Below are 18,800 nucleotides of genomic sequence, written 5' to 3'. Positions count from 1 at the left end.
GTTGGCTGACTAAATGCGTAAATTGATACTTTCTATTACGCTAATTATATTGAGTATTGTGTGTGCTGTGTCACACGCACAGACATTTAATTATCACCATAACATGCAAGAAACAAACTTGCATGATTCTGCCTTACTTTTAAAATCCAAAGAAAGTGTGGTTTTCCCTTCAGACTATCGGTCTGTAAAAGCGTGGCAACAAGGCCTTGAGATACTGCCAAAGAGGGCGCTTTTCGGAGGAAAGTACTGGCTTGTTACAGAACTTGTAAATCATACCATTGACACAGAGTTTGTCTTATATCCCTACAATACCGTTGTATCAAGAATAGAAAGTAAGCTATTCAGTGAAGAAGGCGAAATTCAAACTATTGTGACGGGGGGGGAAGTCAATAATGAATTTGCTTTTCATTACGGCAACTCGATTCGACTCAACCCTAATGAAAAGTATATATTGGTGACCTCTTTTGAAAGTGACTTCTTTTACACACCAATCAAATTTGTCATTAAACCTAAAGCTGAGTTTGAACGTTTAGTCGTTACTGAAAACTTGGTAATGATTCTATGCTTTGGTGTTGGCATAGTTCTAGGCTTGTACAATCTACTCATTTACTTCGGTTCAAAAGACAAAACGCATTTATATTATGCATTATTTGCCATTTGCTGGGTCTTTGCATGGAGTCATTTTTTCCATATTTCTGATCAACTATATGGCCTTTATTCGCCGAACTTACACTGGCTTGGTTTTGCCTTAACGCCGCTCACGAATATCCTGTTTTATATTAACTTATTGAAACTTAAAGAAACCCATCCAAAATTAACCAATGGGTCACTCGTACTCGGTGTTATAGCAGCGTGTGGGATACCAATGGCAATGTTGTTTCCAAGTTTTGGTTTTCTCTGGGCCACAGTGGTAACTGGGGCAGCACTTTGTTTGGGACTCTATGTGGGTTTTTTGCGAATAAGCGAAGGCTTTAAACCAGCAAGATATTTTGTACTTGCGTATGTCGCAATGGCCATTCCAAACATGATTGGTAATCTAACCAACCTTGGCGTGTTGCCTCCGTCTAGTTTAAACCTCTACCTACTTGGGCTAATTGGTACCGCAATGGATGCGCTGTTGCTGGCATTTGCTGTTGCAGATAAGTTTAGATTAACCAATTTGGAAAATATTGAGCTAAACAAAAACCTCGAGTTGAAAGTATTACAGCGGACTCAGGAGTTAGAAGATTTAGCTTCTGAATTGCGTGATGCCAGTGAAGCTAAAAGTCGATTTTTAGCAAATATGAGTCACGAAATTAGAACGCCGATGACTTCAATCATCGGTTATGCAGATGGCATGTTGCTAGGTGACATAAAGCCCTCTGAAAAAGGGCATGCTATCAATGTAATTCTCCAAAATGCCAGACATGTACAAAACCTGATAAACGACATTTTGGATATGTCTAAGATTGAAGCCAATAGGTTGGAAGTAGAATTAATTGAAGCAGATATGTTTAGGTGTATTGCTGAAATTGAATCACTCCTCGGTAAACAGATAAGAGATAAAGGCTTAGAATTTGAGTTAAATTATCATTTTCCTTTACCGAACTTAATTGTTATTGACCCGACCAGATTCAGACAAATATTGCTAAATTTAACTTCAAACGCATTAAAATTTACCAGTGTGGGTAAGATCTGTATTGATGTGTCATGTGGTGACGAGAAGTTGAAAATCTCGGTGAGAGATACTGGAATAGGCATGACCAAAGATGAAATTAAATCGTTGTTTACTGCTTTCCATCAGGCTGATACCTCTACCACACGCCGTTATGGTGGTACGGGCTTAGGTCTTAATATATCAAAAAGTTTAGCTCGTAAGCTTGATGGTGATATTACTGTTGAAAGTAATGTTGGCTCAGGTACAACGTTTACACTTGAGTTAGGTTTATATACAACCAAAGATACTCAATGGGTGAGCAATCTTAATGAGTTGCCGCAATCTCAATTAGATTTACAATCTATAGATACATCAGGCACGCTTAAAGGCAAAGTATTGCTTGCTGAAGACCATCCTGATAACAGAAAGCTTATCACCATTATACTTGAAGGCATGGGGCTTCAGGTGATCGCAGCTGAAAATGGCCAAGAAGCCGTTCAAGCTGTTTTAGATCATGAGTTTGATTTAATCTTATTGGATATACAAATGCCTATAATGGACGGTGAAGAAGCATTTAAGTTTATCCAAGCTACTGGGGTTAGTTCGCCCGTATTAGCTTTAACCGCGAATACCATGACCCATGAAGTAGAGCGTTATCTAAAAATGGGCTTTACGGATCATTTGTCAAAACCCATCGACAGAACAAAGTTCCATAAGAAAATCAGTCATTATCTCAACCTAGAAGTAGAAGAATTAAACCTGCCTATCGGTGAATTTGAAGCACTACAAAATAACTACCTTCAGGGTTTAGACGAACAAAAATACCTATTGCATTCAAGTTATGAAAATAGTGATTTCGTGGCGCTAAAGAGGCATGTACATGCCATCAAAGGGACTGCAGGTATGTTTGAGTGTCACGAAATTCATAACTATGCGACACAACTTGATGAGTTACTGAAAAGCGGAAGTTTAGAAGGTGTTGACGTACTGTTAGACCTGTTAGTCAATGCGATGTCTGATGCTTCTAAAGCAGTGATAAGTTAATCATTTTGCATCTTTTTACTATTTTTCAAAAATAATACTTCTTTGTTAAAGATCCCTCTTTAAGAATTAATACTTTACATTGCTCGATATAATGATGGTATATTGTATGCAAAAATAGAGTGGAGAGCTTAAGTGTACACTAATAATAAAGCGGGATTTGGAAAGAGCTTTTATATTGCCAATATCATGGAAATTTTTGAGCGATTAGCTTGGTATGGCTTTTTTGCAGTGTCATCTATTTATATGACGACTCCAAAGTCACAAGGGGGTGTCGGATTTTCTGATATTGAGAGAGGAGCAATTCAAGGGATAATTCCTTTCTTTTTGTATTTATTGCCTGTTTTAACTGGTGCACTTGGTGACCGAATTGGTTATAAAAAAATGTTTATCATTTCTTTTGTCATTATGGCACCGAGTTATTTCTTACTTGGCCAAGTCAAAGACTTCTGGCCATTTTTTATAGTACTCAGCTTTGTCGCTTTAGGTGCAGCATGTTTTAAGCCAGTCGTTGTTGGCACGATTGCTCATAGCACCAATGACCAAAATAGAGGACTTGGTTTTGGTATTTTCTATACCATGGTTAATGTCGGTGGGTTTCTGGGTCCGCTTATAGCTGGTACTATGCGCGCAATAAGTTGGGATGCGGTATTTATGATGTCGGCGGCTTGGATATTATTAAATTTTTTGCCTGTTTTATTATTCTACAAAAACCCACCATCACTTAAGAAGCAAAACGATAAAAGCTTAAAAGAAACGATCAATGAGGCACAAAGTGTATTAGGGAATGGCCGTTTTGCCTTGGTTTTATTTGTTTCTATCATATTACTAATGTGTGCGGGGGTTGAGTGGTTAACTTACCCTCAAGCGTTTTTGGCGATTGTGCTTTGGCTCATTTCAAATGTAATTTGGAACTTATTTGCAAAAGAAAGTGCATCAAGCTGGTGGCAACAGAAAGTAAAAGTCAGTAATGCTAAATTTGCGATTTATCTTGCGATATTAACGGGTTTTTGGACCGTTTATAATCAACTTTTTTATACTGTTCCTCTGTTTATTCGTGACTTTGTTGATACCAAAGATTTAGTTCAGTTCTTATCATTGTTTGGGCAGGGTGCTGTCGATTTCTTTGCCTTCGTAGATGAAGAAAAAATATCTGTAGCTATAGTGGCTTTGTTTAATGATATTAAGATGAGTAATGCCATTGAATTTGAAACTTTGAGGCTGGAGTGGGTGCATTTAAAAGTAAATGTGCCAGCTAATAAGTTAGCAAATCTAGTGACAGAGTTACGTTTAATTGCAAACAATACAAGCGAATTAAATAGTACTCAAATACAAAGCTATACAGCTCACCTGTTGGCATACCGACAGGTAAACCCTGAGTATCTAATCAACTTAGACTTTGCTGCAATTGTGCTACTACAAATCTTTGTGAGTTTACTTTGCCAAAGGTTTAAGTCTATATATGTGCTAATTGCTGGACTCATCATCATCGCGGCTGCATTCATATTCTTAATTGGTTCTCAACACAATATGGTTGGCTGGGTGATTACAGTTGTGATTTTATTAATTGCATTAGGTGAAATGCTTACTTCACCAAAGAGTCAAGAATATGTGGCAAGCATAGCACCTAAAGAGCAAGCAGCCTTGTATATGGGTTATTACTTTGTTTCTATGGCATTAGGTTTTTTGTGTGCAGGATTTTTGTCAGGCTGGAGTTATGCGAATCTAGCATTAGGTATGAATAAACCAGAACTGATGTGGTTATTATTTGCTGCTATTGCTGGTGTCACATCTATTTCGTTGTGGTTTTTTAATCTTTACTCGAAAAATGTGGCATCAGAGCACATGATACCAATCCGCAAAAACACTTAATCATTTCGAGGGATTAAACCTGACGATAGCTGCGTTAAAGATATCTCATTTAGAACAACTAAATAACGAAATCTTTGCCTTGCTATCAACAAGGTTTTCTTGCCTCAAAATAGACCACGTTGTTAAGCGGATTGGTATTATAAATTAACGTCGAATACTTAAACTAAAACAATGAAGCCTTTAGAGTAAACCCTAAAGGCTTTTTTCTTGTCTATACAAGTACTGAGCCTTGGCTATAAATACCAAAACAAAAAGTAACTCACTAATAATGCGGGTATTGCTGAATATAGCGTGGCAATTAATGCAGCCTTAGGTGCCATTGCTAAAGCAGGGAAAAGCGCGTCTCCATCATTTGATATGGCATTACCAACTAAAGCACTAAATGGGATAATACCTTGTATATACAATGTGGTGATGACTATTTGAGGGCCACAACCAGGTAATAAACCGATTGCAACTGCAATGAGTGGGGCATAAATCGCATATTCACTAAACCAAGCTCTAAGGTCTAGTCCAAACACACTCACTGCAATTTCATAGAGCATAAAGCTCGCGATGACCCAGGCTGTTACAAAGTGGGTATCTTGTATTATTCGAGAAAACTTACTTGGCGGTGATACTTCTTCATCTTCAGAAGCAATTTGTTGATAGGTTTTACCTTCTGAAGAAAATGCCCAAATGGTGACTGCGATGGCAGCAAACAAAGCACCAAAATAAGTGATGGCATTATCAAACTCGCCAAAATCAACATTAAATGCAATGAGTAAAGATATAACCACACAAGGCGCTAGAAAACACTTCCATAACTTTTCACCAATATGAATGGCCTTATTAGATTTAATGCAATCATGAGCATAATTTGCGGCTTTTTGAGGGTGACAAAATGAATCAGCATGGAACAAGTGAACAATTAAACCACTTATTATACCGGTAGCGACGCCGATACTAATAACACTGAGTGCAGCAATAGGGTCTTTAGCTAATAGCAGAAAAGCAGCATCTCCCATAGTGGCAGTTAAAACTGCGACAACCGAAGCAAAGCTGGCTTGTTTCTTGGTAAATTGTGTCACAACGATAATTGCACCGCCACAGCCAGGTAGTGCACCGAGTATTGCTGCGAAGGTGATTTCTAATGAAGGTGATTTTGCTTTTAAGTAACTGAGTTCAAGTTGAGGTAACCTACCGACTAAATAGTAATAGATGAATAAGGTTGCTGCGACGAAAACAGTGACCTGAAAAAATGCATCTGCAAGAGTAGGTATTGTAATAGCTCTTATTGGTTCATAGAGAAAAGACAGAAGTATAAAAACAGGTAAAACAAGTCGCTTATTGGCAAGCATGAATGCAAGCGAATTGAAAACAGGCGAATGCCTTAATGTTGTGAGAGTGATCATAAAGTGCAACCAATAAATATTATCAGTTGCACTTTAATCTTAATTTAAATGAAAATCAATCTCATTTAAATTTATTTGCGTTTAAATTCAGCGCCGGCTTTCCATGTTGGCCAATCAGCTTGTTGAGAAACGTCATAACCGACTTGGAAGAACAACTGCAAATCTTGAACTGCACCGCTTAAGTCCCACTCATCACGGTATCTATCACATGGTTGGTGATAACAGCCACGAAGTACTAAACTCATTTTCTTCCGATAGTTTGCCGTTGCTTCATCTAGTGCTTCTGTACCACCACCAGCGTACATTGCAGGTACACCCATATTTGCAAATGCAAAGTGATCAGAGCGGTAATAACCACCTGATGCCGGGCGAGGGTCACCAGAAACTACACGACCTTGAGCCTTAGCAGCATCAGCCAACATCTCGTCTAGACTTGATTTACCGATACCCACTACGCTGATATCTTTCACTTTACCAAGTAGGTTTAAGCTATCCATGTTGATGTTAGCAACGGTCTGTTTTGCTGGAATGACCGGCGTATTCGCATAGAATTTTGAGCCAAGTAAGCCTTGCTCTTCAGCGGTTACAGCTAAGAAGGTGATTGAGCGGTCTGGACGAGTTGGCAGCTTAGCGAATGCTTCTGCCACTTCAATCATACCACCAGTACCCGTGGCATTATCATGCGCGCCGTTATAGATTTGGTCACCTTTACGGTTTTTATCTATACCCAAGTGGTCCCAGTGTGCAGAGTAAACAATGTGTTCTTCTGGCTTTTTGCTACCAGGTAAAGTCGCAATAAAGTTATACGATGTTGATGTCTTGATTTTGCTCTTAACAGTCACTGAGGCGGTTAAGTCGCCCATATCAACATGATAGGCGCCTTGTGCTGCTTTTTTCTTAGCATCCTCAAAGCTTAGACCAGCTTTTTCGAACAACTCTTTAGCTACATCGACAGTAACCCAACCTTCAACGGCTACACGGTCCATGTTTTTATTCTCTTTTTGGAAGCCAAATTGCTCGCCACTCCAAGAGTTTTCAACAACGCTCCAAGGGTAAGAGGCTGGTGCGGTTTCATGAATGATAATGGCACCCGCAGCACCTTGACGGCTGGCTTCTTCGTATTTATATGTCCAGCGACCATAGTAGGTCATAGCTTCACCGGTGAACATACTCGGATCTTTAGTCGCAAAGCCAGGATCATTAACCAGCATTACAACCGTTTTACCCTTAACATCTAGGCCTTCGTAATCGTTCCAGCCGTATTCTGGCGCATTCACACCATAGCCAACAAATACCATCTCAGAGTTGTTAATAGACTCGAGTTCGCTAATGCGGCCTGTGCCCATGACCATTTCTTTCTTATATTGGTAAGCTTTACCACCAATGACTAACTCCATGTCAGAGTCAGCTTCAATTGAAACAAGGGGTACTTCTTGGAAGAAGCTGTCACCATTACCCGGTTCATAACCCAGTGCTTTAAAGTGCTTTGTTAAGTAGGCTAGAGTAAGCTCTTCACCTTTCGAAGAAGGGGCACGGCCTTCGAACTCATCAGAAGCTAGTGTTTTAATGTGCTCTGCAAGTTGTGTTTCGTTGATGCTGTTATAAGCGGCTTGAATATCGTTGGATGTGTTACTTGTTGATACGCAACCTGCAAGCACGGCAGCTGCAATTGCGCTAAGTGTTATTCTCAGTTTCATAATCACTTTTTCTTTTAATTAAAATCGCTTAAGTATACACATTTAAAGACTGTTTGTTCGAGTTAAAGCGATTAACCGCCTTGGTTGGCGTGAAGACAAGTTTACGATAAAATCGCGAAAATTTTTAAGTCTGTTGTCCTATGAAAAGATTTGTTGCCTCAGAGACATTTTCTCAATCTTGTCTTGATAATGGTGCTTTTGAGCATCTAAATACATTGTTTAACCTCAATTCACATACTGACTGGCCAAGTTTTGGCTGGTTAAATGGGTTAAAAGACTTAAAGAACCCGCAAGGGTTAAATATTCGCTTTACGCCTAACTCTGAATTAGAAAATGAAACACGTTATTACGAAGCGATTATCTTCGAAACAGGGCAAGTGCCAACGCGAGAGCAAAACTGGCATGACTTATTCGGCGCTTTCATCTGGTGTTTATTTCCAAAAACAAAAGCACTTCTTAACGAATTGCATATTGAAGAAATAGAAGCGCACGGCACTAAACAAAGAAGCAAAAAAAGAAATGCAATCACATTATTTGACGAATGTGGCGTTATTTTAGCGGTTAATAATGATGAAATAATTTCTCAGCTTAAATCACATCAATGGTCAGAAGCTTTTGTTGAACAAAAAGCACAGTGGGGTAAAAACTATTTACCTTTTACATTTGGCCACGCTAACTACGAAATGATGACCAACCCGTTTATAGGGCTGACTGGTAAGTTAGTTTGTATAAAGGTTGAAGAAAGTTTTTACCAATTAAGCTTAGAACAGCAATATCACTATTTAGACGTGCAGCTTTATCAAATGATTAAAGATGGGTTATTAGAAGACAATAAAAAGATGTCACCCTTACCATTATTAGGTGTGCCTTCATGGTATGAAGAAAACAAAGAGGCAAGTTTTTATGCTAATACCGATTATTTTCGCCCAAAACGAAAATAATAGCGTTGAAGACAATAAAAAAGCGGCTTAATAGCCGCTTTTTTTGATGCTGTAAGATTAAGCCTTGATAGCTTTCGTGATCTCAGCAACTGCTGAATCAATATCAAGCATTAGCTTTTCACCAGTAAGACGGTTCTTAAGCTCAACTTTATTCTCGTCAAGGTTACGCTCACCAATAACGAGTGTGTATGGAATACCAACCAGTTCCATGTCATTAAACATGACACCAGGACGCTCTTTACGGTCATCGAATAACACATCAACACCAGCAGCTTGGAACTCGCTGTATAAACGCTCTGCAATATCAGGAATACGATGCGACTTGTGCATGTTCATTGGCACAATAGCAAGCTCGAATGGCGCAAGTGTTTTTGGCCACTTAATACCAAACTTATCATTGTTTTGCTCAATCGCAGCAGCAACGATACGAGATACACCAATACCATAACAACCCATGGTCATGATTTGGTTTTTACCGTTTTCGCCAAGCACGCCAGCATTCATTGCTTCAGAATATTTACTGCCAAGTTGGAAAATATGACCCACTTCAATACCGCGTTTGATATGCAGCGTACCATTTCCGCAAGGGCTTGGATCGCCTTCAACCACGTTGCGAATATCTTCTACAGTGTAGTCAGTGACATCACGGTCGAAGTTGATACCACTGTAATGCACACCATCTTTGTTTGCGCCAGCAACAAAATCAGCCATCACAGCAGCACTGCGATCAACAATGATTGGTATATCAAGACCTACAGGACCTAATGAACCAGGACGAGCACCAATTGCTGCAACGATGTCTTCTTCTTTCGCCATTTCAAGCGGTGAATCGACAAGAGCTAGCTTTTCAGCTTTTAACTCATTTAATTCATGGTCGCCACGAACGATAAGTGCAACTAAACCACGTTCTTCATTTTCATCAGGTGCACCATAAACAATAAGGGTTTTAACACCACGATGTGGTTTAACACCATGTTTTGCTCTCAGCTCTTCAATGGTTTTTGCTTCTGGCGTATCGAATGTGTTTAATTCTTTAGATGGAGCAGGGCGTGCTTCGCTAGGTGCAACTGCCTCGGCTTTTTCAATATTTGCTGCGTAATCACTTGCATCACTGAATGCGATTGCATCTTCACCTGATTCTGCTAATACGTGGAATTCATGAGAAACACTCCCACCAATTGAACCTGTGTCTGCAATTACTGGACGGTAATCTAGACCTAAACGCTCAAAAATATTGCAGTACGCTTGATGCATACGTTGGTAGGTATTATCCAGACACTCTTCTGTCATATGGAAAGAGTATGCATCTTTCATGGTGAATTCACGTGCTCGCATTACACCAAAACGAGGGCGTACTTCGTCGCGTACTTTAGTTTGAATTTGGTAGAAATTAATTGGTAACTGCTTATAGCTGTTAATTTCTTTACGTACGAGATCTGTGATCACTTCTTCGTGTGTAGGGCCAAGCGCAAACGGACGATTATGTCTGTCGTTAATACGCAATAGCTCAGGGCCAAACTGTTCCCAGCGGCCAGACTCTTCCCACAGATCAGCAGGTTGAATAACCGGCATAAGTAACTCGATTGCACCGGCTTTGTTCATTTCTTCACGAACTACTTGTTCAACTTTGCGTAAAACTTTCAAGCCTGATGGCAACCAAGTGTACAAACCTGATGCAAGTTTACGGATCATGCCTGCACGAAGCATAAGTTGGTGGCTGATAATTTCAGCATCAGAAGGCGTCTCTTTTAGAGTCGCAAGAATATATTGACTGGTACGCATGGTGGTTCCGTTCGTATAGTATTTTGTTTTTCTAGAAAATGGCCGTTAGTTTAGCAGTGCTAACGAGCCATACAAAGTGTTTATTAACGTTCAATACTGATTTCTGTGACAAGATTGTGTTCACCGTCGACTTGCCAGCGAATATTGTAATGATACAAGTTCATTCCGTAAGTCTGTGTGCCTGCTTTTTGTTTTTTGTAAGCTGGTCGAGGGTCTTGTTTAAGTACATTGGCGATAAACTCTGGCAGTGATTTATCAGCTTGCGTTGCCAAAAACTCAGCCGCTTGTTTTGAAAACTCAACAGTCATTAAGGTTTCTGGACGTGTATCGGCAAAACCTGCTGAAGCTTCAGGCATGGCATCTGAATAAGGTAAATAGGGCTTTATATCTATAATCGGTGTGCCATCAAGTAAATCTATACCAGATAAAAGTAGCGCAAGTTGACCATTCTTATATTCAACACCTTCTAATTTCACCGCACTCATGCCAATGCCATTTGGCCGAAAAGTGGCTCGGGTTGCAAATACGCCTTTTTTTTCATTCCCGCCTAAACGGGGCGGACGTACAAGCGCAGAATAGCCTTTGTCAGCGGTTTCGTGAAAACGAAACAACAACCATAAGTGTGTAAACTCTTCGATACCTCGAACAAACTCTTCGCGGCTAAATTCTTTACTAAAAATCAGTTTGGCTTTTGCCTCAGGCACTAAACGGGGCTGTCTAGGTATAGCAAACTTTTGTTTATAAGGAGATTGAATAAAACCGATAGGCTCAATTTGGTAGTTTTCCACAAGCAACTAAATATAAAAACATAGATGTTCGGATTGTATCTTTTCTTAAGCAAATAAACCATGTAATGAAGGTGTAATGGCGTGTAATTGGATTATTTTGCAAACCGACATAATCTAATATCTGAATTATCATTTAAGTTACAGAAAAATGACCGATAAAAAAAACGCATCTAGGTTTATTGCCAGTAACCATCAACCTGCTGAGCATGAGCGAGAATTATTGATGAGTGCAAGAGCTTCAGCCTTAAAAGATCATTTTGCGTCTAGAACAATATTTAACCTTAAGGGCACGATTAATAACTCAAAAGGGAGTGATGAGAGTGAACATGGGATTTGAGCACAATATTGATGTCGTATGTAGAAAGGTAATCTTAAAATATAGTTGTGAAGAGTTACACAATCCGATTAAAGATTCACTGATATCGAGAAAAACAAAGCTAAATGAGCTTGTTTCACAGATCCAAGATGGCTTAGTGAGTCCTAAAAACTTTGAACTCTTGATTGAAGAACAAAAATCACTATTAATTCATGATTTAAAAACGAGCAAACATAATCAGCAGCAAATAAATGACATTGCAAATATGGCCATTTATGAACTGGCTAAGCACGCCCTTAATTAAAACGCTTTATTCCTCTACTGTGCGATGAAGCAAGGATTCAGTTTCTATCGCTATTTCTTTCATTTTAATTGCATATTGCTCTAACTTTTTCTGCTCTTTAGTTTTTGCTACAAACTGTGGCACTGGCACAGGGTAACCTGCTTTATCCATCGCAATAAAACTAATAATGCAGTGATTACTTTCAGATAGAATATTGTTTTGTGGATCGCCACATTTTACTCGGATGAAAATTTGCATGCTTGTTTTACCCGTATGTGCGATTTGGGCTGTGACTTCTACTACTTGGCCGACAAGAATAGGGCGTTTAAATCTGACACCTGCAACCGAAACGGTGACACAATAACTGCCACTCCAGCCTGCAGCACACGCATAACCGGCTTGATCAATCCATTTCATAACAACGCCGCCATGCACTTTACCGCCAAAATTGACATCAGTGGGTTCTGCTAAAAATCGAAAAACAAGCTCAGATTGCTGATTCATATATTTCAACCTATTACGATGTGTAATGTTAAGTATAGTCAACAGGCCGTAAAACGAAAAAAGGGCCATAAGGCCCTTGTGCAATTTAGGTATAGGAATACAGCTTTACATATTCGGGTAGTTCGGACCACCGGTCCCTTCAGGCGTCACCCAAGTGATGTTTTGACTCGGATCTTTGATGTCGCAGGTCTTACAATGAATACAGTTTTGGGCGTTAATGACGAACTGCTTCTCACCTTCGTTTTCAGAAATTTCGTAAACACCAGCAGGGCAATAACGCTGTGCAGGCTCATCAAATTTAGCAAGATTAACGTTAATAGGGATCGCTTTATCTTTTAAATGCAAGTGACAAGGTTGCACTTCTTCATGGTTGGTATTTGATAAAAATACAGAAGATAATTTATCAAAACTAAGTTTACCATCAGGTTTCGGGTAGCTAATGGTGTCACACTCATTCGCAGGCTTCATGCATGCATGGTCGAAGCTAGTGTCTTTAAATGTGAATGGTAAAGACCCATTGAAAAAGTTTTGATCTAGGGTGTTATAGGCGCCACCTAAAATACTACCAAACTTATGAATAACCGGGCCGAAGTTTCGTGATTGATATAACTCATCATACAACCAGCTTGATTTAAATAACTCGGCAAAAGAACTTAAATCAGCAGTTGGATTTTCTTGCGCTAGGCCTTCTATAATTGCATCGGCAGCTAACATGCCCGATTTCATTGCGGTGTGATTACCTTTGATTTTGGCAAAGTTTAACGTACCCGCATCGCAGCCAATTAATAAGCCGCCAGGGAAATGCATTTTAGGCAGTGAATGGAAACCACCTTTTGCAATAGCTCTTGCACCATAGGCGATGCGCTCACCACCTTCCAGTGTTTCTTTAAAGACAGGATGGTGTTTCATTCGCTGGAATTCATCAAATGGACTCAAATGTGGATTCGAGTAATTTAAGTCAACAATAAGACCCACAACGACCTGATTATTTTCAGCATGGTACATAAATGAACCACCCGTTGTATCGCCTGTTAGTGGCCAGCCAGTACCGTGTACAACTGTACCTTCTTTGTGTTTACTTGGATCTATTTGCCAGATCTCTTTAAAGCCTAAGCCGTAATGTTGTGGTGTTGCATCTTTATCGAGTTCAAACTCTTTAATCAACTGTTTACCTAAATGACCACGGCAACCTTCAGCAAAAACAGTGTATTTTGCTCTAAGCTCCATACCTGGCATGTAGCTATCTTTCGGCTGACCTTCTCTGTCTAGGCCCATATCACCTGTGACAATACCTTTCACTTGATTGTCTTCAATAATGAGAGAGTGTGCACTGAAACCTGGGAATACCTCAATACCTAAGCTTTCAGCTTGTTCAGCAAGCCAACGACATACATTACCCATAGATACTATATAGTTGCCATCATTCTTGAATGTCTTTGGGATCGCAAAATGAGGAATGCTGGTGGCGTTTTCTTCATTTTTGAATAGATATATTTCGTCTTCGGTGACTTGCGTATTTAAAGGTGCACCTAAAGTTTTCCATTCAGGTAATAATTCATCCAGTGCTTTGGTTTCAAATACAGCACCAGATAAAATATGTGCGCCGACTTCAGAGCCTTTCTCAACAACGCAGATCATTAATTCTTGTTCTTTTTGTTGTGCTTGTTGAGCCAGACGAATTGCACATGAAAGGCCTGCAGGTCCTGCGCCAACAATTACAACGTCAAACTCCATCGTTTCGCGTTCGACCATATTATCCTCACTTATCTTGACGGTAGCGTAAACGTTTAAATGTTTTATTGTGACCTAGTTATAGGATGCAATCTTGATCTTGACCGCAATTATATGACTCTGAACACATTAAAATGGCTGACGGATTGCCAAATAAACGTTTATTTAAATATTAAGTTTTTTATAAGTTAATCTAAGGTTATTTTAGGTTGACGTTTACGTCAACAGGAAGTAGGCTGATTGCATTAAATAAATGTATTGACGTTAGCGTCATCTTCAAGAATTAACCAGATCATGGAGTAACTATGAAAGTACTTGTGCCAATCAAACGCGTGATTGACTACAACGTCAAGGCAAGAGTAAAGCCTGATAACAGTGATGTTGATCTAACGAATGTAAAAATGGCAATGAACCCTTTCTGTGAGATTGCGGTAGAAGAAGCCATCAGATTAAAAGAAGCGGGCATTGCGACAGAAGTGATTGCTGTGTCTATTGGTGACAAAGCTTGCCAAGAGCAGCTTCGTACCGCACTAGCACTAGGCGCTGACAAAGCCATTCAAATCGATACAGATGCAAAGCTTGAGTCAATTCACGTTGCTAAGCTACTAAGTAAGCTTGTAGAGCAAGAACAACCTGAATTAGTTATTTTAGGTAAGCAGTCGATTGATTCTGACAATAACCAAACTGGTCAAATGCTTGCAGCATTAACAGGTCGTAGCCAAGGTACATTTGCTTCAAAAGTGGTTGTTGAAGGTGGCAAAGCATTAGTTACTCGTGAAGTTGACGGTGGTTTACAAACTGTGTCGCTATCACTTCCTGCAGTTGTTACGACAGACTTACGATTAAATGAACCGCGTTATGCTTCTCTACCGAACATTATGAAAGCAAAGCGTAAGCCATTAGACGTAATTGCAGCTGACAGCCTAGGTGTTGATTTAGCACCTCGAACTGAGCTTTTAAAAGTTGAAGAGCCAGCGAAGCGTGAAGCAGGTATCATTGTTGAAGATGTGGCAGAGCTTGTAAATAAATTAAAAACTGAAGCTAAGGTGATCTCATGAGTGTATTAGTAATTGCAGAGCACGAGCAGGGCGCTCTTAAACCTGAAACAGCTAAAGTTATCAATGCAGCTGCAAAGATTTCAGACAATATCACAGTGTTAGTTGCAGGCCATTCAGTCGCAGCAGTCGCTGAATCTGCATCTAAAATCGCAGGTGTTACGGCAGTAATTGTTGCTGATAAGCCTGTGTTTGAACATCAGCTAGCAGAAAGTACTGCGGACTTAGTTGTGGAGCTTGCTGCTGATTATTCACATATTCTTGCGAGTGCTTCAACCACAGGTAAAAACACTTTACCTCGCGTTGCTGCACTACTAGATAAGTCGCAGATTTCTGAAATCATTGATGTTATTGATGCAGATACTTTCAAGCGACCAATTTATGCGGGTAACGCAATCGCGACGGTTAAGTCATCAGAAGATAAAAAGATTATTACAGTGCGAGCAAGTGCATTTGATGCGCAAGGTGAGCAGTCTGCAGTTGCAGTTTCATCTGTTGAAAGTGGTGCTGATAATACTCTTTCTGAATTTGTTTCAGTTGAGCAAACTGAATCAGAGCGTCCTGAATTAAATGCAGCACCTGTCGTGATTTCAGGTGGTCGCGGTATGCAAAATGGTGAAAACTTTGCGCTACTAAATGGCATCGCAGATAAGCTAGGCGCAGCTATTGGTGCATCTCGCGCCGCAGTTGATGCAGGCTTCGTACCAAATGACATGCAGGTAGGTCAAACAGGTAAGATTGTTGCGCCAGACTTATACATTGCAGTAGGCATCAGCGGTGCAATTCAGCACTTAGCTGGTATGAAAGACTCTAAAGTTATTGTTGCTATTAACAAAGATCCGGATGCACCAATTTTCCAAGTTGCTGACTATGGTCTAGTAGCAGATTTATTTGATGTGTTGCCTGAACTAGAAAACGCATTATAAGAACAACAATAGTTTCTGGTTGTAAAGCCGCGCTCCATTTTATGGTCGCGGCTTTTTTATTACACAGTAAATTGGCTGACTAAAGCTTTCAAGTGCGAGGCTTGTTTATCCAAAGACGCACCGGCATGACTGGTTTGCTCAACCAACGAGTTGTTTTGTTGGACACTTTGGTCGATTTGTTTAATGGCAATATTGATTTGTGATACACCATTTGACTGCTCACTACTTGATAACGCTATGTCATTCATAAGTTTCGATAGAGTCTGTATGCTACTTACAATATCACGTAAGGTATTGCCAGATTGCTCAGCAAGCATCAAACCATTTTCAACCTTGTCGGCACTGTCTTTCAGTAAACCAGAGATTTCTTTAGCTGCATCTGAGCTTCGTTGTGCTAACTGACGCACTTCAGCGGCAACCACGGCAAAGCCTCGACCTTTTTCGCCTGCTCTCGCGGCTTCAACGGCTGCATTGAGCGCAAGTAGATTAGTTTGAAATGCAATACCATTGATTACTTCAATGATATTAGAAATTTCATTTGAACTGTCACTAATGGCCTTCATTGCAATCACAGTGTTATTGACTAATTCCCCCCCTTCGATTGCTTGTTGGTCGGCATTTTGTGCATGCTCATTTGCGGTTTGTGCATGCTTGGTATTACTGGTGACTTTATCAGTCACTTCACCCATAGAGACGGTGGTTTCTTCAATAGAAGCCGCTTGTGATTCTGTGGATGAATTCAACTCTTGTGTAGATTGACTTATCTGCGCTGAGGCATTCGCAACGGTATTCGCTGTTTCGTTAATTTCGGTGACCATAGCAGCAAGATTTTCGATACTTTGGTTTACGGAGTCTTTTAGACTTGCAAAGTCACCTGAGTAGTTACCATTGATTTTTTTAGTTAGATCGCCTTGCTCTAAGGCATTCATCACGGTAATACAAGACTGTAATGGGGTAGAGATAGCATCTAGTGTATCGTTGATTGAAGAAACTATATCTTTATAAGCTCCTTGATGTAATTCACTATTTGCGCGCTCTGATAGCTCACCTAAATTAGCGGCTTTTGCTAGCATTGAGGTATCAGATAGAAGTCGCTCAATGGCATGCACGCTGGTTTCAAAGCTATTCAATATTTTTTCAAAATCACCTTTGAATTGTGTTTTATCTAGTTCGGGTAATTGCCCAATGGCAATATTATCAAGATAATTAGACGTGAGTTGTACAGGTTTAATAATTGCATCAAGCGTTTGATTGATACCGGTAATAATAGATTTAAATTCTCCATTATGTGCGTTGCTATCTGCACGGTTTGAAAGCTTGCCAGCTAAGGCTGAATCTACTAAATACGTAGAGTCAGAAATTAATAAGTTAATCGCTTTAGCGCTTTGTTCCAAAGATTGTTTAATCTTTAAAAAGTCGCCTCTATAGCTCCCTTCAATTTTACTTGGTATTTCACCACGTGAAATAGCAGTGAGGTATTTTTCTGTTTGCTGGACGGGCGAAACGATAGCATCAAGCAAGCGATTGATACCTTGGCTCAGTGTCAGCATGAAGCCGTTTAGATTATGAACCTCTAACCTGGCGTCTAATTGGCCTGCTACTGCAGCATTAATAATGTCGTCAACTTTATTTTCTGTGTTTCTCTGTTCGGTTAGATCATTGAGTTCAACGACCACACCAATTACTTCATTAGCATTATTTAAAACAGGGCTCGCTGTAACATTGAGATAAACATGCTCGATATTCATTTCGAATTGAACTTGTTGAGTTTTAGCTTGCTCAATATGTTGTTCATAGTTACTCGACAATATCTGAATAATATTAGACCCAATCAGTGTTGAAGGAGGGTTGATTAAACCTTGATAGCGATTGAATAGGGCGTTTGTTTGATTATTGACGTAAATGACTTCATTGGTTGTCTTGTAGAGTAATACTGGAGAAGAGGCATTGTCTAAAGCTTGTTTAATACGGCCGCTTTCTTCTGCTTGCTGTTTTTGTTGAAGCATTTGTTGAGTCAATTGCTCATTAGCTTTACGAATGTTCGTTTGCATCTTGTCGAGTGAGGCGAGTAAAACGCCAATCTCATCTTTGCTAGATGAGTTGATGCTATTTTCCAAATTACCGTTTGATATTTCATTTGCTATTTGTGAAGCTGATTTTATAGGGTGAGTGATCCAACGCTGAATTAACAATGCCATGCCAACGATGACAATAAAAGAAACAGCTAAGGTGATTACTGTGCTTTCAAAGATCGCTGCTTGTTTTTCTTCTCGAAGTCTGTTTACCGCTTTATCAACATATTTATCTATAGAACTGTTTAGTTGTTTCAGATGGGTGGATGCGGCTCTATCTATGCCTTTCACGGCTTTGTCGCCTGCTTGAGTATTGTAATTGGCAGACTGAAAGTCAGCCAATCCTAGTCGATATAACTCTCCGAGTTTTACGTGTTCATTTTTGAACTTATTAAGCTGATTTCTTATTTCATTAGGTAAATAATCATTCGCCATGAGATCAGAAGTCAGACTTTGTACGATTGTTTCTTGCTCATTAAACTGCTTTAGGTATTTTTTAAATTGATCAGGGTTTTCACCACGAATAAGTATATTTTTCCATTCTTGAACTTGAGTTTTGAATGTATTTAAGATGAGGTTGACTTTTAGTTGAGCACTTAGCTCTTCCTGAATAAGAACATCATATTCTTGAGCGATATATTTAACAGAGTTGATTGCGAACATAGCGCTAAGAAGTACTAAAGCTAGCCCACCAAAAACTGTGGTTAGTAACTTCGCTTTTACAGTCTTCATCTTCGTTCCCTAAAATTATTTCAGTATTAT

14 protein-coding genes are annotated in these 18,800 nt (G+C 39.6%); 7 read left to right on the top strand and 7 right to left on the bottom strand.

What is annotated here, in order from left to right:
• Positions 1-13 precede the first annotated feature (13 nt).
• Complete coding sequence (locus tag ACH784_RS09260) at positions 14-2,680, top strand: 7TM diverse intracellular signaling domain-containing protein (RefSeq protein WP_404389524.1); 2,667 nt, start codon at positions 14-16, stop codon at positions 2,678-2,680.
• A gap of 186 nt (positions 2,681-2,866) precedes the next feature.
• Complete coding sequence (locus ACH784_RS09255; RefSeq protein WP_404395232.1) at positions 2,867-4,549, top strand: MFS transporter; 1,683 nt, start codon at positions 2,867-2,869, stop codon at positions 4,547-4,549.
• A 233-nt stretch (positions 4,550-4,782) separates the two neighbouring features.
• On the opposite strand, the gene ACH784_RS09250 is transcribed toward ACH784_RS09255, so the two are convergent.
• A complete protein-coding gene (locus ACH784_RS09250) occupies positions 4,783-5,943 on the bottom strand; it encodes a putative manganese transporter (protein ID WP_404389522.1) in 1,161 nt (386 codons plus the stop codon).
• A 71-nt stretch (positions 5,944-6,014) separates the two neighbouring features.
• On the bottom strand, positions 6,015-7,640 hold the full coding sequence (locus tag ACH784_RS09245; RefSeq protein ID WP_404389520.1) for a M28 family peptidase: 1,626 nt from the start codon (positions 7,638-7,640) through the stop codon (positions 6,015-6,017).
• Positions 7,641-7,780: 140 nt separating this feature from the next.
• Between ACH784_RS09245 and ACH784_RS09240 the strand changes: the two genes are divergently transcribed.
• Positions 7,781-8,581 (top strand): DUF3025 domain-containing protein, encoded by an 801-nt coding sequence (locus ACH784_RS09240; protein ID WP_404389518.1) that lies wholly within the window; start codon positions 7,781-7,783, stop codon positions 8,579-8,581.
• A gap of 57 nt (positions 8,582-8,638) precedes the next feature.
• Here the strand turns inward: ACH784_RS09240 and ACH784_RS09235 are convergent, their stop codons facing one another.
• The gene (locus ACH784_RS09235; protein WP_404389516.1) at positions 8,639-10,363 is read right to left on the bottom strand and encodes a proline--tRNA ligase; all 1,725 of its coding nucleotides are present in this window, start codon (positions 10,361-10,363) and stop codon (positions 8,639-8,641) included.
• An 83-nt stretch (positions 10,364-10,446) separates the two neighbouring features.
• Positions 10,447-11,151, bottom strand: a complete 705-nt coding sequence (tsaA, locus tag ACH784_RS09230) for a tRNA (N6-threonylcarbamoyladenosine(37)-N6)-methyltransferase TrmO (RefSeq protein WP_404389514.1) — start codon at positions 11,149-11,151, stop codon at positions 10,447-10,449.
• Between the two features lie 148 nt (positions 11,152-11,299).
• On the opposite strand from tsaA, the gene ACH784_RS09225 reads away from it, so the two are divergent.
• Both ACH784_RS09225 and ACH784_RS09220 read left to right on the top strand, forming a co-directional pair.
• Positions 11,300-11,488: a hypothetical protein gene (locus ACH784_RS09225; protein WP_404389512.1), complete on the top strand. Its 189-nt coding sequence runs from the start codon at positions 11,300-11,302 to the stop codon at positions 11,486-11,488.
• Positions 11,478-11,771 (top strand): hypothetical protein, encoded by a 294-nt coding sequence (locus ACH784_RS09220; protein WP_404389510.1) that lies wholly within the window; start codon positions 11,478-11,480, stop codon positions 11,769-11,771. The genes ACH784_RS09225 and ACH784_RS09220 overlap by 11 nt, the downstream gene beginning before the upstream one ends.
• Before the next feature lie 6 nt (positions 11,772-11,777).
• Here the strand turns inward: ACH784_RS09220 and ACH784_RS09215 are convergent, their stop codons facing one another.
• Positions 11,778-12,254 carry an acyl-CoA thioesterase gene (locus tag ACH784_RS09215; RefSeq protein WP_404389508.1) on the bottom strand — a complete coding sequence of 159 codons (477 nt, stop codon included), beginning with the start codon at positions 12,252-12,254 and terminating at the stop codon, positions 11,778-11,780.
• 105 nt (positions 12,255-12,359) lie between these two features.
• A complete protein-coding gene (locus ACH784_RS09210; RefSeq protein WP_404389506.1) occupies positions 12,360-14,006 on the bottom strand; it encodes an electron transfer flavoprotein-ubiquinone oxidoreductase in 1,647 nt (548 codons plus the stop codon).
• 284 nt (positions 14,007-14,290) lie between these two features.
• Here ACH784_RS09210 and ACH784_RS09205 point away from each other — a divergent pair, with 284 nt between their 5' ends.
• Both ACH784_RS09205 and ACH784_RS09200 read left to right on the top strand, forming a co-directional pair.
• Positions 14,291-15,043 (top strand): electron transfer flavoprotein subunit beta/FixA family protein, encoded by a 753-nt coding sequence (locus ACH784_RS09205; protein WP_138482334.1) that lies wholly within the window; start codon positions 14,291-14,293, stop codon positions 15,041-15,043.
• Positions 15,040-15,966, top strand: coding sequence for an electron transfer flavoprotein subunit alpha/FixB family protein (locus ACH784_RS09200; protein ID WP_404389503.1), 927 nt, complete (start codon positions 15,040-15,042; stop codon positions 15,964-15,966). Before ACH784_RS09205 ends, ACH784_RS09200 begins: the two co-directional genes overlap by 4 nt.
• A gap of 59 nt (positions 15,967-16,025) precedes the next feature.
• Here ACH784_RS09200 and ACH784_RS09195 read toward each other — a convergent pair whose 3' ends face one another.
• Positions 16,026-18,770 carry a methyl-accepting chemotaxis protein gene (locus ACH784_RS09195; protein WP_404389501.1) on the bottom strand — a complete coding sequence of 915 codons (2,745 nt, stop codon included), beginning with the start codon at positions 18,768-18,770 and terminating at the stop codon, positions 16,026-16,028.
• Positions 18,771-18,800 lie beyond the last annotated feature (30 nt).

Source organism: Pseudoalteromonas phenolica (assembly GCF_044788725.1).
GTDB lineage: Bacteria > Pseudomonadota > Gammaproteobacteria > Enterobacterales > Alteromonadaceae > Pseudoalteromonas > Pseudoalteromonas phenolica_C.
The sequence above is the reverse complement of the archived record's forward strand: the minus strand, read 5'-3'. Positions and strand labels throughout refer to the sequence as shown.